8 protein-coding genes, 2 tRNA genes and 1 riboswitch are annotated in these 16,703 nt (G+C 49.8%); of the genes, 8 read left to right on the top strand and 2 right to left on the bottom strand.

Annotated elements, in window-relative coordinates; all coding sequences use genetic code 11:
• Positions 1 to 28: 28 nt before the first annotated feature.
• A complete protein-coding gene (gene mscM, locus L4D79_RS17840; RefSeq protein WP_428652913.1) occupies positions 29 to 3,325 on the bottom strand; it encodes a miniconductance mechanosensitive channel MscM in 3,297 nt (1,098 codons plus the stop codon).
• A 273-nt stretch (positions 3,326 to 3,598) separates the two neighbouring features.
• On the opposite strand from mscM, the gene L4D79_RS17835 reads away from it, so the two are divergent.
• Positions 3,599 to 3,686 (top strand) — tRNA-Ser (locus L4D79_RS17835).
• 24 nt (positions 3,687 to 3,710) lie between these two features.
• Positions 3,711 to 3,801: transfer RNA gene (locus L4D79_RS17830), tRNA-Ser, on the top strand.
• Positions 3,802 to 4,010: 209 nt separating this feature from the next.
• Here L4D79_RS17830 and L4D79_RS17825 read toward each other — a convergent pair.
• Complete coding sequence (locus L4D79_RS17825) at positions 4,011 to 6,734, bottom strand: nitrate reductase (protein ID WP_428652912.1); 2,724 nt, start codon at positions 6,732 to 6,734, stop codon at positions 4,011 to 4,013.
• A 396-nt stretch (positions 6,735 to 7,130) separates the two neighbouring features.
• Between L4D79_RS17825 and cobA the strand changes: the two genes are divergently transcribed.
• The 6 genes from cobA (at position 7,131) to L4D79_RS17795 (ending at position 16,595) form a co-directional block, all read left to right on the top strand.
• On the top strand, positions 7,131 to 7,991 hold the full coding sequence (gene cobA, locus L4D79_RS17820; protein WP_428652911.1) for a uroporphyrinogen-III C-methyltransferase: 861 nt from the start codon (positions 7,131 to 7,133) through the stop codon (positions 7,989 to 7,991).
• A 49-nt stretch (positions 7,992 to 8,040) separates the two neighbouring features.
• Entirely contained in the window at positions 8,041 to 10,641 is a 2,601-nt protein-coding gene (gene nirB / locus L4D79_RS17815) for a nitrite reductase large subunit NirB (protein WP_428652910.1), read from the top strand.
• Positions 10,642 to 10,655: 14 nt separating this feature from the next.
• Positions 10,656 to 10,997, top strand: a complete 342-nt coding sequence (nirD, locus tag L4D79_RS17810; RefSeq protein WP_428652909.1) for a nitrite reductase small subunit NirD — start codon at positions 10,656 to 10,658, stop codon at positions 10,995 to 10,997.
• 290 nt (positions 10,998 to 11,287) lie between these two features.
• Complete coding sequence (locus L4D79_RS17805) at positions 11,288 to 12,763, top strand: NarK family nitrate/nitrite MFS transporter (protein ID WP_428653071.1); 1,476 nt, start codon at positions 11,288 to 11,290, stop codon at positions 12,761 to 12,763.
• 31 nt (positions 12,764 to 12,794) lie between these two features.
• The gene (locus L4D79_RS17800; protein WP_428652908.1) at positions 12,795 to 14,663 is read left to right on the top strand and encodes a bifunctional protein-serine/threonine kinase/phosphatase; all 1,869 of its coding nucleotides are present in this window, start codon (positions 12,795 to 12,797) and stop codon (positions 14,661 to 14,663) included.
• A gap of 214 nt (positions 14,664 to 14,877) precedes the next feature.
• A riboswitch (cyclic di-GMP riboswitch) is annotated at positions 14,878 to 14,997 on the top strand.
• Positions 14,998 to 15,086: 89 nt separating this feature from the next.
• Positions 15,087 to 16,595, top strand: a complete 1,509-nt coding sequence (locus L4D79_RS17795; RefSeq protein ID WP_428652907.1) for a lytic polysaccharide monooxygenase — start codon at positions 15,087 to 15,089, stop codon at positions 16,593 to 16,595.
• Positions 16,596 to 16,703: the final 108 nt, after the last annotated feature.

The raw sequence follows: 16,703 nt of genomic DNA, 5'->3' as shown, positions 1-16,703 counted from the left end.
GGCTTTTTTTGGTATTGAGGTAACTGAATCATGCCTTTGAGGCACGGCGGCGTTTCATTTGGATTTCAAGCTGCGGGTTGGCTATTTGGATACCGTGCTGGTTGAATTTATGTTTGATCCGGTTGTGCAGGTCATGCGTCAAACTCAGGCGGTGGGCAGTTTCTGCCGCATAGGCCCTGACTTCGAAGTTCTGGCTATCGGCTGTTAGAGTCAGGAAAAAGACTTCAGGGGCCGGGTTGTCCAGTACCAGTTCGCATTCCTCCGCGGCTTCAAACAACAGCTTGGTGACCAGGTCGGTGTTGGCTGAGTAATTCACACTGATTGATAATGTCACGCGGGTGATGGGATCTGACAGTGACCAGTTGATGAACTGTTCGGTGACAAATGCCTTATTTGGGACAATCACTTCTTTTCGGTCAAAATCGACAATCGTTGTCGCGCGGGTATTGATTTTGGCAATAATCCCCGTCAGGTTGCGGATCGTAACGGTATCGCCGATCCGAATCGGGCGCTCAAACAAGATGATCAGGCCGGAAATGAAGTTGGCAAAGATTTCCTGAAGGCCAAAACCGAGGCCGACACCCAGCGCGGCGACAAGCCATTGCATTTTAGACCAATCAAAACCCACCAAACCCGAACCAATCAAGATCCCCATGATGATTGCGATATAACGGGTTAAAGAGGTAATGGCATAGCCTGTACCCGGTGACAGGTCAAGATGCTGGAGGATCAATAACTCCATGGCACCAGGTAGATCGCGGGCAACGATAGCGGTCAGCCAAAAGGCCAGTAGCCCCAGCAATACGCTAGTGACCGAGATGGAGCTGAGTTCATCGATACCATCAATCTTATTAGTCACATCCCACAGGGTTACATCGCCAAGGTAGGAAATTGCCTGATAGAAGTCGGCCCATATTGTAGAAAGGCAGGCTAAATAAATCAGCAGCAACAGCGAACGCAACAAACGCAGCGACTGGGCACTGATTTTGTCCAGATCGACTTCTGGCTCTTCTATCTCAATTTGCATTTCGTTGCTACCGAAATGCTCTTCTTTATCCTCTTCCACTTCAGCGATCCGCTGGGCGATGATCTCCTGGCGTTTGGCCTTGGCGCGCTCAAAGGCCAGTCGCCGTTTTTGGATCAGCATCAACCGCTTGATGAGGTAGTAGATCAAGATGGTGATCACCCCGATGACCGCGGAAAACTCCAGCTTGTACATCACATCCTGCGATGAGGAGAGATAGCCTTTGAGCGCCGTGTAATTCAGCCCCTGCGGGATCAGGATCAGTACCCACCAAAACAGGTGGTGGCCAATATGGGCTTTACCTTCCGGTAGATTGCCGTAGGTCATCGGCAGTTTTTCTTTGCACATCCGCCACAAGAAATAACTTACCGAGATATTGCTGATGATAAATGCCAACCGTCCTAAGGTGGCATTCACATCAATATCGCTGTAGAGGTGGGCAAATTGCTGGATCACCATCATCGGCAGGTAGACCCACAGCAGTTGCTTGTAATGGGTAAAGCTGCGACCGATAAGATCTTGTTCCCATTCAAAATGGCTGACCAGTAAACCATTAGGGCGAACTAACTCGCGCATGAAGCAGAACATGACAAGCGCCATCGGTAGCGTCAGCGCCTGACCGAGGTGGTGGACAAACGGGTATTGCCAGCCACTGGAGAAAGTCAGCCCCACCAAGCCGACAATGATCGGGATCGGCCATGCCAGTAAAAATGAGAAGAAGACATTGCTGTAGCTGTAGCGGAAGGTATCTTGGGTGACCTTGCCGATTTTTTTGCTGGTATCGGTAAGGTAGCGCTTCCAGTATTTTCGGCACCAGCTTAAGCCGAGGATGATGACGGCAATAATGGTCAGTGCGAACGACAGTTTTACTTTGTCCGCAACCGCTGGAAACTTGATAAAACCTACCCACTGGTAAGGAGAAAAGAACCACTTGAGCTTTTCCCAGGTGGCAATGACAAAATTGATGCTGACCGGGTTGGTATCCGGTGCCCAAAACAATTGCTTGTTGGCTGAGGTATGCAGGTCGTTGAGATTGCTATTTAGCTGCTCGTAGGAGACTTTCAGTGTCGCTTGTTGGTAGATCAGGGTGTCAGTTTGGTCAATGAGTTTTTCGAGCAGTATCTGGTTAGCTTCAATGAGCGCATTTTCCTGCAATAGCTGTTCTTCATTGAGATCGCTAGTGCCTGGGGAAGAGGGGTTCTCTTTCAGAGAATCCGCCAGTTGTTGGTATTCGTATTTTTTTATCTGGTTTTGGGCGATATCCCTATCCAGCTGTTCAATGGGGGGGTTGGCCGGTAAGCGGCTGATACGGGTGCGTAAGTTTTCGCTGAATGCCGGACTGAGCTTGAGCCATTCCGCCATGGTCTCCAGATCGTCGGCAGTGCTTTCGACTTTGCGAATTTGTTTACGGGTGGTGGTGAGACTTTGTTGGACCTGCTCGCTGCGCGATGTGATCCCCTTTAGTGTCGCAATGTAACGTTTGTTGTTGATGGTCAGCTGGCGAAGGCTCTCAGGCTGTCCGTCAAGATCCAAATCAAACTGGTCGTTTTGCTCCGAGGAGATATCGGTATCAAGACGCTGTTGGCGGGATAGTTCACGTTGTAACGTATTACGGTAGGCCAGCCGTGCATCGATCTCTAGGTTCTGTAACTGGATGCGTTGCTTGACGAGGGTGCGGCGGTTGCCGGCACTGAGCTGCTCCGCTTCGAGCATATACAGTTCACTGACATAGTATTGATGGGAAATTTGATGGACCAGTTGCTGGTTTTTGGTCTCTGGCTGATTTTCAATTTGTCGCAGCGTTTGTTCCTCCTGCTTGATTAAATCACGCAGTTGGGTAGAGCGGCTCGAAAATTCATCAATCCCTTTTTCAATCGAGCCCAACTCGTTTTTGCTGTTGTTACGGCTCTGCTCTAGCTGCTTTATTTTAGCGTCTTGCTGTTTAGTGGCATCGGCCAATTCTTTTTGCGACAGTTCTCTGAAATCAGGAAATTTGGTGGTGGCAAAGTTATCGACTTGCTGCTTTAGTTTTTCGCTGAGTGCCGGAAACTCTTCGATCAGTTGGCGGTAGCTTTGCGTTTTCTCATCAAAACCGACCGCGTTCTCAATCATCCCCTTGGCATTTTGCAGGGTATCAAGTTCTTTGACGATTTCTGGTGTGTTGTCCTGGGCACTGAGTTGTTTGATTTGCTCATCCAGAGTTTGGTTCCAAACGTCGTAATGCCCCTCTAGCGCATGGCTGAGGGGGGCTGTCAGGCTTAGCATGAGGAAGGCGAGAGCAGAAAATAGCCGGAAGATCATAACACTCCAAAAAGACAGAGACTCAAGCTTGAATAAGATAGTTAGATAAAATTGGCTTGAGAGATAATAGATTGATAATACGTGTTAAATTGTAGTGTATCTTGCGTATATAGCACATGCCATCGATATTTGGCGTCGTGCTTTGCTGGACATTGGTACAATTTGATCCATTCCTCGCCAATTGAAAAAGATTTCGGTAAAAGCACTTGACCCTGATACGCTAAGTGATTACATTAGCCGCCGTTGAGACGCAAGGCGTCAAAACAACAATGTGGTGAGGTGTCCGAGTGGCTGAAGGAGCACGCCTGGAAAGTGTGTATACGGCAACGTATCGAGGGTTCGAATCCCTCCCTCACCGCCATCATCTTTTAAGGTGATACAATTCGGAGAGATGGCTGAGTGGTTGAAAGCACCGGTCTTGAAAACCGGCATACGTTTGTAGCGTATCTAGGGTTCAAATCCCTATCTCTCCGCCACATTTAGAAAAAGGCCTCGTCGAAAGACGAGGCCTTTTTCGTATCTGGAATATAGGAAAAGCGATAAAAGCAGAGTCTAGAACCTCGTCCCTAGGAAGAGCTAAGAACGAAACTTGACAGGCTATGCTTTTCACGCAACTGCAGGACCCAGGACCCAGGACCCAGGACCCAGGACCCATCTAGGAACTCGCATCCAGGATCTAGGATCTTTACACCTGCTTCACTTGTATTTCGTCAAGCATCAGCTGCAACTCCGATAAGCAGCTTCCGCATCCTGTTCCCGCTTGAGTCGCCTCGCTGATCTCTTTCACCGAGCAGCAAGACTTTGTTCGAATCACTTGTTCTATGGTTCTGACCCCGACTTGCTTGCACGCGCAAACCAACCGTCCATGTTGGTGCCCCGGTGGCGCTTTGCCGGTAAACAGAGCTTGCACTAGCGGGTCTGATAACGGCCTGCCAATTAAGGTATATAAGTAATCACAGTCGCTATTGTGTAAGTCATCGCTAACGATGAAGGCACTATGGATATGGTTGTTTTGAAACAGGGCATAGCGGCTTTCATTGTTCACTTCAATATTAATGAGCTGCTGACCTTTCCCCTGATCACAGCTCTGGTTACGGGCAAGGTGCCCCGCTAGCCAGGCATGTAATTGTTCGGGAGGGCGCTGGGACGTTACCCGAAAGAGGTGGCCGTTATGGGTGCGCTGGCTCGTCCAGTGTTCTTTGGCGCTCAGGCTGGCCGTCACGTTTTTATCCTGGCTAATTAGCAGTGCTTCACTTTGGTAGGGTGAAGGCTCAATGCTTACCGGAGTGGCTTTAAACTCCGGCTGGCCAGAAAGGGGGTCACGATGTCCGGCGACAAGCGTATCAACCTTGCCCATGCTGGTGGTGCAATTGGTCCAATGAAACGGGGCAAAGACTTGGCCGGGTTTACACTCCTTGCTGATCCGAGCTCTGAGCAAGATATCACCATAACGACTGGTTACTTTAACCAATGCGTTGGGCGCGATAGAAAAGCGTTTGGCATCCTGTGCCGATAGGGCGAGGAAAGGCTCGCTGATATGTTCGCTTAAGCGGGGGGATAAACCGCTTCGGGTCATGGTGTGCCAGTGATCCCGTATCCGTCCGGTATTCAACAGCAAAGGGTATTGGGGGCAGGGGGGGGCTGCAATCGGCCGGTAGTCGGTGGCAATAAACTGCGCTTTACCCGATGGTGTGGCAAACTCGCCGTTACCAAATAGTCGTGTAGTGGGTTGGCTATAGGTTGTGACCGGCCATTGTTGTGGGGGCATTTGATGGTACTGCTTGGCCGTCAAGCCAGTAAGCCCTGATAGGTTCAGCGGTCTGCACAGTGCATCGATGCCGTGTTTGGGGGTACCGGACGTTGCTCGCTCCTGGCCCAAGGTGGTCATCAGGGCATATTCGCGAAAAATGTCGGCTTCATTTTGGTAATTAAAGGCATAGTCGAAACCCATTTGCTTGGCCACTTCGCTGATGATCCACCAGTCGGGTTTGGCCTCGCCCGGAGACGGTAATAAGCGTCGTTGGCGGGATATCCGCCGCTCCGAGTTGGTGACAGTGCCCGACTTTTCACTCCAACCTTGGGCGGGTAGTGCCACATTCGCATGGCGAAGCGTATCGGTATCGTCCATGCAGTCAGACACCACCACATAAGGGCAATTAGCCAAAATGGTGTTGATACGGTCGCTGTCTGGCAAGCTGACAGCAGGGTTGGTTGCCATTATCCAGATGGCTTTGATTTTCCCGCTCTCGATGGCGTTAAACATATCCATGGCCTTGAGGCCCGGGGTAGAAGCCAAGCTGTCTGTTTGCCAAAACTCGCTGATCTGCTTGGTGTGTTTAGGGTTGTCAAAGTCCATATGGGCAGCCAGCATATTGGCCAGTCCCCCGACTTCACGCCCACCCATTGCATTGGGTTGGCCGGTAACGGAGAAGGGCGTGCTGCCCGGTTTACCGACTCGGCCAGTCGCCAGATGGCAGTTGAGAATGCTGTTGACCTTGTTGGTGCCTGATGTGGACTGGTTAATGCCCTGCGAGTAAACCGTGACGGTTTTCTCGTTGGCAGCAAAAAGCTGGTAAAAAGCAAGGATCTGCGCTTTATCGAGTCCTGTAACAGCCTGTACCGATTCTATATCGCCAAACCGAAACGCAGTCGCGAGTGCCAGATCCAGTCCTTCGGTCGCCGTTTCTATATAGTCAAAATCCAATGCTCTGTTTTCACTGAGGAATGCCAGAAGGCCGTTAAACAGGGCAATGTCGCTGCCTGGTAATAGAGGAAGGTGCATGTCGGCAATGTCACAGGTCGGTGTATAGCGCGGATCGATCACGATGACTTTGCTCTTCCTTTTCACCTTAGCTTCGCGAATTCGCTGAAACAGGACCGGGTGACACCATGCCAGGTTCGAACCGGTAAGGACGATCAAGTCAGCCAATTCGAGATCTTCATAACAGCCCGGCACGATGTCAGCTCCAAATGCCCGTTTATGCCCAGCGACACTGGACGACATGCAAAGACGAGAGTTGGTATCGATATTGGCGCTACCGATAAACCCTTTCATCAGTTTATTGGCGACATAGTAATCCTCAGTCAGTAATTGCCCCGAGACGTAGAAGGCCACCGCCTCCTTGCCATGCTGTTCAATCACACGGTTAAACTGCCCTGCGACATCGGCCAGAGCTTCCTCCCACGATACATCCTGTTGGTTAATTTTCGGCTTTAGCAGTCTTCCTTCTATGCCGACTGTCTCCCCGAGGGCTAATCCTTTGGAGCATAGCTTGCCAAAATTGGCGGGATGCTGGCTATCTCCGCGAACTTCCAACGCGCCGTGGCTATTTGCTCTGGCTTCAATGCCACAGCCTACTCCGCAGTAGGCACAGGTCGATTTAATCCAAGTATTTTCTTTTTGGGTCACCTGTTGTTCTCCTTGGCTTTGAAAATCAGTATGTCGAATAAGAGTTGAGCAATAACCAGGCCAGCTTTCTTGGTGCTGGAAAGGGTTAGTGTGCTGGTGGATTAGATGGTCTTTTGGTTCTTTGGTAGGTGAAAGCTCTGTGTGTAACCCTAAATAGGTACCTTGTGTTGTATGAAATACTGGGTTGGTGGCTATCTTGGTGCAAAACAGTGCTTTGGTTGCACGGAGACTGGGCAGTCATCGGAGGAGACTGATGCTCGATTGTCATCGAGCTGTGTTTGAAAATGTTGGATTTTTTAATAAATAACAGTTAGTTGCAATTCTTACTGATAGTGGTTGCACCGGGCTGGCATCGTCTTTGCTCACTACCTTGATAACAGGTTTCAAAGGATATGAATGGGTAGGAGATGTATGCCAACGATCAGAGAGCAAGTTGGGGCTTACCAAGCCGCGAATTATCAGGTAAGAGCCTCTGGCGCATCAGGACGCAGGGTAGGCAGGGTGGATTTGGTCGGTGCAGGGCCGGGCGATCCTATGTTGCTAACGCTTAAGGCGATGGAAAGTATTGAACAGGCAGATGTCATTGTTTACGACCGCCTCGTGAGCAAGGAGATACGGGCGCGTTTTCCTGCGGGTACCCAAGCAATGTATGTCGGCAAGGCAAAGGGAGAGCACAGTGCCAGCCAAGAGGCGATCAATAACCTGCTGGTGGAATTGGCCTGGCAGGGTAAAGCGGTTTGTCGGCTCAAGGGTGGCGATGCCTTTATCTTTGGCCGGGGGAGTGAAGAGATGCTGGCCCTGAAAGCTGCTGATGTCCCCGTCGAGGTCGTACCGGGGATCACCGCTGCAGCGGGGTGCACCAGCTATGCCGGCATTCCACTGACCCACAGGGGCTACTCCCAAGGTTGTACTTTTGTCACCGGGCATGCCGAGCGGTCATTGGATCTTAATTGGCATGCATTGGCACAGCTTGATCATACCTTGGTGTTTTATATGGGGGTCAGTAAATCGGCAATGATCAGAGACAAGCTGGTTGCAGGGGGCGCAGATCCCAATACCCCGGTGGCCTTGGTCGAGAAAGGGTGTTGTCCTGAGCAACGGACAGTGACCGGGTTATTGCAGTATTTACCTGAACTAGTGAAGCGTCACCAGGTGGTTTCACCGGCATTGATCGTTGTCGGTGAGGTGGTTGCCCTGTCAGATCAATTGCAGTGGGTAAGCCATGTTGCCGAACAACAGCTCCAGCTGTCGGCTTGAGAGCGAGGGAGAGCAAGTAGTGAAGTCAGTCGTTCAGGGGAGAGTAGAAATGGATAAGCAAAAAATGATTGTGGTCGGCAACGGAATGGTCGGACACAAGTTTATTGAAGATATGTTGGCTCGGGACAAGCAACAGCAGTTCAGTATCCTGACCTTTTCCGAAGAGCCGAGGTTGGCCTATGACCGAGTACAGCTAAGTAGTTATTTTAGCGGGAGCTGTGCGCAAGATCTGGCATTAGCCAATGAAACGGATTATCAAAATAATGGGGTAAAGTATCTGCTCAATGAGCAGGTCAGCGAAATAGATACCGTCGCAAAGATCATTGTCACCCAAAGCGGGCAGCGTGAACATTATGACAAATTGGTATTAGCGACAGGGTCTTACCCTTTTGTTCCGCCAATCCCCGGCAACGACCAACCGCATTGTCATGTTTACAGGACAATCGAAGACTTGGATGCGATTGCCGAGTCAGGGGCACAGAGCCAGGTGGGGGTCGTTGTCGGGGGCGGATTACTGGGGCTCGAGGCTGCCAACGCCCTCAAACAGTTGGGTGTCGAGACCCATGTGGTGGAGTTTGCTCCGCGCTTGATGGCGGTTCAGCTGGATCAGGGCGGAGGAGACTTGCTTGCCCGTCAGATTTCATCATTGGGCGTATCGGTGCATACCGAAAAGGCCACCACCGAGATTGTCGCCGGTGAAAGCTGCCGTTATCGGATGAACTTTGCTGATGGCTCATACCTGGAAACCGATATGATCGTGTTTTCTGCAGGGATCCGCCCACAAGATACGCTGGCCCGCCAGTGCGGCCTTGAGGTCGGGGAGCGGGGCGGTATTGTGATTGATGACAACTGCCAGACCAGTGCCGAGGATGTCTATGCCATTGGAGAGTGTGCCTTGTGGCAACAGCGTATTTTCGGTCTGGTGGCACCCGGCTATCAAATGGCAAAAGTACTGGCCAGCCACTTCTGCCAACCAGACGCAGGCTTGTCTTTCGTCGGTGCGGATATGAGCACCAAGTTGAAGCTACTGGGGGTCGATGTTGCCAGCATTGGTGATGTCAGTGGCGCAACTCCCGGTGCTCTGTCCTACACCTACAGCGATGATTTGGAACAAGTCTATAAGCGCTTAGTCCTATCCCCCGAGGGTGACAAGGTACTGGGCGCTGTGCTGGTGGGAGATGTCAGTAACTACCAGTCATTGCTGCAGATTAAGCTCAATGGTATGCCTTTGCCAGAAAACCCGGCGGTATTAATTTTGCCCCAGTTCGAAGGGGAAGGTGCGGGGGCTGGACTGGGCGTAGAAGCACTGCCTGATAGTGCCTCGATATGTTCATGCTATGACGTGACCAAAGGGCAAATCAGGCAGGCCGTGGCTGATGGCTGTTCATCGATGGCCGATCTGAAGTCAGCCACCAAAGCCTCTACCGGTTGCGGCGGTTGCTCGGCTCTGGCGAAGCAAGTGATGGATGCCGAGTTGGCAACGATGGGCGTCGAAGTGAGCAACCACATTTGTGAGCACTTTGCCTATTCCCGTCAGGAGCTGACTGATTTAGTCAGGGTGAAAAAGATCACCACCTTTGATGCTTTGCTCAAAGAATATGGTCGTGGTTTGGGTTGTGATATCTGCAAACCCGCCGTGGGCTCGATGCTGGCATCATACTGGAATGACTATGTATTGGCCGACTCGCACCTGGAGTTGCAAGACACCAATGATGTTTTTCTCGGCAACATGCAAAAAGACGGCACGTATTCCGTCGTGCCACGGATCCCGGGTGGGGAGATCACGCCGGATAAGCTGATTGTACTGGGGCAGGTGGCCAAGCAGTTTGATCTCTATACCAAGATCACCGGCGGTCAACGGGTTGATTTGTTTGGCGCCCAGTTGCATGAACTTCCTGAAATCTGGCGCCTGTTGATCGATGCCGGTTTTGAGACCGGTCATGCTTACGGCAAATCGGTTCGTACCGTTAAATCTTGTGTCGGTAGTACTTGGTGCCGGTACGGCGTGGCAGACAGTGTTGGTTTTGCCATTGATCTCGAGCATCGATACAAAGGGTTGCGCGCGCCCCATAAACTCAAATTCGCCGTATCAGGCTGCACCCGCGAATGTGCGGAAGCCCAGTCTAAGGATATCGGCGTGATTGCGACGGAGAATGGTTGGAACCTGTATGTCTGCGGTAACGGGGGAATGCGCCCTCGCCATGCCGATTTGCTCGCGACGGATTTGGATGCCGATACTTTGGTGAGCTATGTCGATCGCTTGTTGATGTTCTACATCCGAACAGCAGATCGCCTGCAGCGAACGTCCGTGTGGTTGGAAAACTTAGAAGGCGGGTTGGATTATCTCAAAAAGGTGGTGGTTGATGATCACTTAGGTCTTGCTGCAGAGCTGGAGCAGGAGATGGCGCAAACACTCGGCCAATACCAGTGTGAATGGAAAACAACCTTAGCATCGCCACAGAAGCTGCAGCGCTTCAAACACTTTATCAATAGCGAGCAGCAAGATAGCCAACTGGCCTATGTGCCAGAGCGGGGACAGCGCAGGCCGCTTACTAGCAAGGAAAGGGCACATAAGGAAAGAATGCTGCAGGCCAACTTACCGCAAGGCACCGTCGGCGAACAAATCAATGTTATTGATATTACTAAGTAGAGAGTGGGGTAAGCATGGAGCAGAAGCAGGCAGAGTGGTATACCGTGTGCCATCGTGATGCATTAATCAAAAACTCGGGAGTTTGTGTCCTGTGGGGGCATGAGCAAGTGGCAATTTTTTATTGTCACCGTACTGATTCATTATATGCTGTTGATAATTATGATCCGGTGGGTGAGGCCAATGTACTGTCACGAGGGATCCTCGGATCGCTGGGGGATGACATTGTAGTTGCCTCTCCCCTGTACAAGCAGCATTTCAATTTGCTAACTGGTCAATGCATTGAGTTGCCAGAGGTGAAATTAAAAACGTTCTCGGTCAGGTGCCAAGGGGAAGAAGTTCAGCTTAATATGCAGTAAATAGGCGATATGACAAAAAATCACAGCAAGTGCTGTGATTTTTTGTATCTATATCATAACTATATAGATTTAGTCGGTAATGTATTTTCATTGTTGTGATACCAAATGCCTGTTTGAGGTTGTATTGATTCAATTTGGTGCTCACTTATGGGGGGCTGTAACATGTTGGTGCCTGATTTCTAATTTTTTCGTCTTTTTTCATTATAAGGTTATGATATTTAGTGACTATTAATCTTGGTATGAACAATGCATTGATAGTGGTAAGTCAGTATGGAATAGGAAATACCAAGATGTCAGAAACAGGCAAGTTCAATATCTTTTCGTTCAAGGGGAAAATGAAAATCCTCCACCTCAGTTGGTTTGCGTTTTTCATTACCTTTTTTGTATGGTTCAATTTCGCTCCGCTCCTCCAATCGGTGAAGAGCTCGTTAGGGTTAACCACCGCAGAGATCAAAACGTTATTGATCCTCAATGTGGCTTTTACCATACCGGCTCGGGTGCTTATCGGGATGCTCACTGATAAATACGGACCGAGACTGGTGTATTCCGTATTGTTGGCAGTCTGCTCTATTCCCTGTTTTGTCTTCGCTTTTGCCGACAGCTTCATACAGGCGGCGATTGCCCGTTTTGCCTTGGGATTCATTGGTGCAGGGTTTGTCATCGGGATCCGCTTGGTCTCTGAGTGGTTCCCGCATAATGAGTTAGGCACCGCAGAAGGTATTTATGGTGGTTGGGGTAACTTTGGCTCGGCGGCTGCAGCGTTCACATTGCCAACTGTCGCGATCATGTTCGGTGGTGAAGATGGTTGGCGTTATGCCATGGCGATTACCGGTGTGATGAGCCTGCTTTTTTCCTTTGTGTTTTACGCCAATGTGACGGACACGCCAAAAGGGGCGACCTATTTTAAGCCAAAGCAGTTAGGCGCGATGGAGGTGACGTCCAAGGGGGATTTCTTCCTATTGCTGTTGATGAAACTGCCTATGTACGGTGCGCTGGCCTTGTTGGCTTGGAAACTGTCGCCGTCAGGGGTCGGTATGCTTGGCGATGGTGCCGTCATGGGGGTTTATGTCGTGCTAGTGCTGATTTACTGTTACGAGGTTTTGCAGGTATGGCGAGTTAACCAAACCGTGTTTGAAAAGCCGGTCCCTGAGGTGCATCGCTACAAATTCAAACAGGTGGCGGTATTGAATGTGTTGTACTTTGCTACCTTTGGTTCTGAACTTGCTGTGATTTCGATGTTGCCGCTGTTTTTCTCGGAAACCTTTGAGTTAACCCCGGTGATGGCTGGGATGGTCGCTTCTGCCTATGCCTTTATGAACTTGATGTCGCGTCCGGGAGGGGGCTGGCTCTCCGACAAGTTTGGACGTAAACCAACCCTGCTTATTTTGACTGCCGGTTTGGCGGCCGGTTACTTCCTGATGGGACAGGTCGATAGTAGCTGGCCGCTGTGGCTAGCAGTGGTCGCAGCCATGGCTTGTTCTTTCTTCGTCCAGTCTGGGGAAGGGGCGGTATTTGCCACCGTACCGCTGATCAAACGCCGGATGACCGGACAAATCGCCGGGATGACCGGTGCCTACGGCAATGTCGGGGCGGTGTGTTACCTCACCATTTTGTCAGTGGTTGACTACAGCACCTTCTTCTATGTGATTGCAGCCACGGCAGTGATTGGTTTTATCACCTTGTTGATGATGGAAGAGCCGAGCGGACAAATTGCTGAAGTTAATGAAGACGGTAGCATCATAATGATTGATGTCGCCAATCGATAAGCCGGACAACCAGTGCCAGAAGGTGATGTGGATGGGTGAGATAGTACAACCTAAGGTTATCGTTAGCGTGAAGGCAGAAAAGCATAAGCAGGCTGAAGAAACCAATACCCTGCAACTGGATATTGGTGGATGTTCAGTGGCGGGGCGTAAGCCCAGCAACCAGGATGCCTTTGCTGTTTGCCAGCCTAATTATCGTGGTGAGCTCTTGCACAAAGGTGTGGTTGCCTGCCTTGCTGACGGGGTGAGCTGTAGCGAGCAGGGTCAGCAGGCGAGCCAAATCTGTGTGACCCAATTTATCGAAGAATACTATGCGACCCCGAAAACGTGGGGGGTGAAGCAATCTGCAGGTAAAGTGCTTCATGCTTTGAACCAATGGCTGTTTCATCAAGGTCGCCAAACTGAGTTGCAGCATAACGGATTGGTGACCACGTTCTGTGCGGTGATCATTAAATCAAATACCGCTTATATTATGCATGTCGGGGATACCCGCGCATATCTGTACCGTGATCAGGCCCTGATCCAACTCACCCAAGATCATCGTCGTCATCAGTATGGCCAGCAGTATTTCTTAACCCGTTCGCTAGGTATGGATAGCCATCTTGAAGTCGATTTTCAGCAATTACGGTTAGAAAAAGGTGATCGGCTGTTACTGGCGACCGATGGGATCCATGAATGGCTGGACGGAGCCGATCTGCAACATGCGTTATCGTCAGTAGATTCTGGGGCACAGTCTTCGCTATCATCAAAACCATCGCTATCATCAAAGCAATCGCCATCATTAAAGCCTACTGTAGAGCAGCAAGCCGAGCAGTTGGTGCAAGCCGCACTGGATGCCGGAAGCCAGGACAATGTGTCAGGCTTGCTGCTTGAGGTGGCGTCTCTCCCCACCCTCACCTTAGATGAATATATCGAGGAGCTGACGAGCCGGGTGATCCCCCCGGTGATGGAAGAGGGGAATCGCATCGATCAGTACCGGATTTTGCGGGTATTGCACAGCGGGCCGCGCAGCCATATTTACCTGGCTGTCAGTGAGTTTGATACCAAGCGCTATGTCCTGAAGGTTCCTTCGCTGAACTTTGCTGAAGACTACCAGTACTTGCAAGGCTTTGTTCGTGAAGGTTGGATTGGTGAGCAGGTATCCCATCAGAGAATAATGAAGATTTATCCTTTCTCTCGCCATTCTTCTTTTCTCTATCATGTCTGTGAGTGGGTGGAAGGCAAATCATTGCGACAGTGGATGGAAGATAACCCCTCGCCTGATTTAGAAAAAGTGCGGGTTATGACGGAAGAAATCATTAAGTCCGTTCGAGTTTTACAGCGCTACAAACTTGTTCACCGTGATATTAAGCCAGAAAATTTGATCGTTAATCAATTAGAGCAAATTGTCATTATCGATTTTGGCTCTGTTTATTCTGAACATTTTGATGAATTAAGCACACCGGTAACCGAAACACTCCCGGTTGGCGATATTAAATATTTATCACCAGAAGGTTTATTGGGGGTGAAAGCAACAATGAGGTCTGACATGTATTCTATATCTATCATTATTTACGAGATGTTGACCGGTTATTTCCCCTATTCATTTTCGAATACATTTAACGCACTATCGTTATCAAAGCCATCACAGCAATGGCCAGATTATATACCTTTGGAAAGTTATCGTGATGACTTGCCCACATGGTTGGATGTAGTGCTAAGGAAAGGCTGTTTCCCCCAAGCCTGTCAACGTTATGACGCGCTGTCTGAATTAGTGGCTGATCTCTACCACCCATCCTCTCAGGTAATAAGGCAGGCAAGTAAACGCCCTTTGAAAAGTAAGAACCCGGTCAAGTTTTGGAAAATAATGTCGCTCTGTCTGTTTTTTGTTGTTATTGTTCAACTTATCATCTTTGCCTCTTGATATTAACGGTTCAAATTAGATTGATATTTATATTGGTGTGGCAAATGATTCTTGATGAATTAAATATTTCATTTCAGTAAATTAATTTTATTTATCTTAATGAAAGAAATTAAATGAGATCACCCTTCCATTACTAATTACTGTTTTTTGCTGGCAGTTAAAAACAATCTATAAATATACGCGAGTCTCTTTTGCAGTGACTCGTCTTTATATCGTCAGCTAAAGGCTAATTATCCGAAAGGGTAGGGCGCAAAACTTCCGGCCTAAGGAGCAATCTTGGTTGTAGCATGGAGCTGTCACTAGGATCTGTCTCTAAGGTAGCGGAGTTACCTGATAGGAAAAAGCAAGGTCAAACTATAAGATCAAAGCAGTGGCTTATTCCCGTTAGCTGGCTTCCCAAAATAATCATAATGGAAGCTACATATGAAAAAAGTAATTAACTTTTCTTTGGGCGCGATGTCAGTTATGGCAGCCCTTTCCCCGTTGCACGCCAGTGCTCACGGCTGGGCCGATTTCCCTGCGGCCCGTCAAGTGATCTGTGAATCAGATGGTGGTCACTGGGGCCCTTCTGACGGTTCTCAGATCCCCAATGAAGCGTGCCGTGCTGCATTTAATGAATCGGGCACTTATCCTTTGGTGCAGAAAAACGAATTTGCAGCCTTGACTAAAGACTACACCAACATGGATGCGGTGAAAGTGGAGGTGCCAGACGGTACTATCTGTTCCGGTGGTGATCCGCGTAAGAGCGGGATGAGTGTTGCATCTCAGCACTGGCAGCGCACCGACATGAAAGCCGGTGAAACCTTTACGCTGCGTTACCGCGCAACAGCGGCGCATAACCCGAGCTTCTGGCAGTTCTACCTGACCAAGCCGGGCTACAATGCCGCTTACAGTCGTTTGGGATGGGATGACCTGGAGCTGATTGATACTGCAGGCAATGTGGCTGTGACGAAGGAAAGTAACGGTGATTACTACCTGATCGATGTCACCCTACCTAGCGGTCGCTCGGGAGAAGCCACACTTGTGTCTCGCTGGCAGCGTGATGATCCTGCAGGTGAAGGTTTCTACAACTGTAGTGATATCCGCTTTGACGGTGAAGTGTTGCCGCCGGAGTGGACCTCTAAGGGTCAGTACGTCAAGCCGGGTGTTGAAGCCCAAGATGGTGAAAGCGTGTGGTTCCGTATCTTCAATAAGCAAGGCTCTGAAATTGTGTTCGAGAAACTGGCTATTACAGCAGCTAACGAGAACATCAATGCCTGGTCCTATGAGTTGGCCCAGCTGATCAACGAGAAATACACGACGGTTGCCCAAGTCGGTGTGGAAGAAGCTTCTGGCGACATTATTTATCAGCCATCGGATTTGTATACCAACCAGGTCTTTGTCACCAACTCGGATTATAACTACGCGCTGGATGTGCGTGATGGGGATGTGATTGAACCCGCTCCGGTAACCGTACAAGGCTTGAAAAGTGAATACACCCTAGGTGCTGATGGCAATGCTCACATCGAAGCTACAGTGAGCTCCGAGGGCCATTACGAGATTTACATGAAGCTGTTGGATAGCTCGGGCCAACAACTGGCATCGGACGATAATGTTATCGATAACAGCAGTGTTGGCATGTCCCTGTCTACTAACCAGACGGGATCGTTCAGCGTGGTAGTGACGGCGACTGATCAGGATAGCAGCGAGCAGAAGGTGGTAGAAACCAAGTCAATTACCATCAAGGATAGCTCGGGTGGTGGCGAGCATGACTTCGCTTACCCAGAGGGGATCGGTAGTTATGTTCCTGGCCAGACAGTGGTGCTAGGCCGTGATGGCAGCACCTATCAGTGCCGTCCGTTCCCTGAAGGTGGTTGGTGTAATATTGACTCACCGTATCACTATGAGCCAGGATTCGGTTCCGCTTGGCAAGATGCTTGGATCAAGCAATAAATAAGCAGTCATCACTTGTTAGAAACAGAAAAACGCTGGCATAAGCCAGCGTTTTTTTATGGGCGATAAATCACAAATTGTTGGCAAGCTTAGTGATAAATCGAAAAG

The sequence above is a fragment of the Photobacterium satsumensis genome (assembly GCF_050336935.1).
Taxonomy (GTDB): Bacteria; Pseudomonadota; Gammaproteobacteria; order Enterobacterales; family Vibrionaceae; genus Photobacterium; species Photobacterium satsumensis.
The sequence above is the reverse complement of the archived record's forward strand: the minus strand, read 5'-3'. Positions and strand labels throughout refer to the sequence as shown.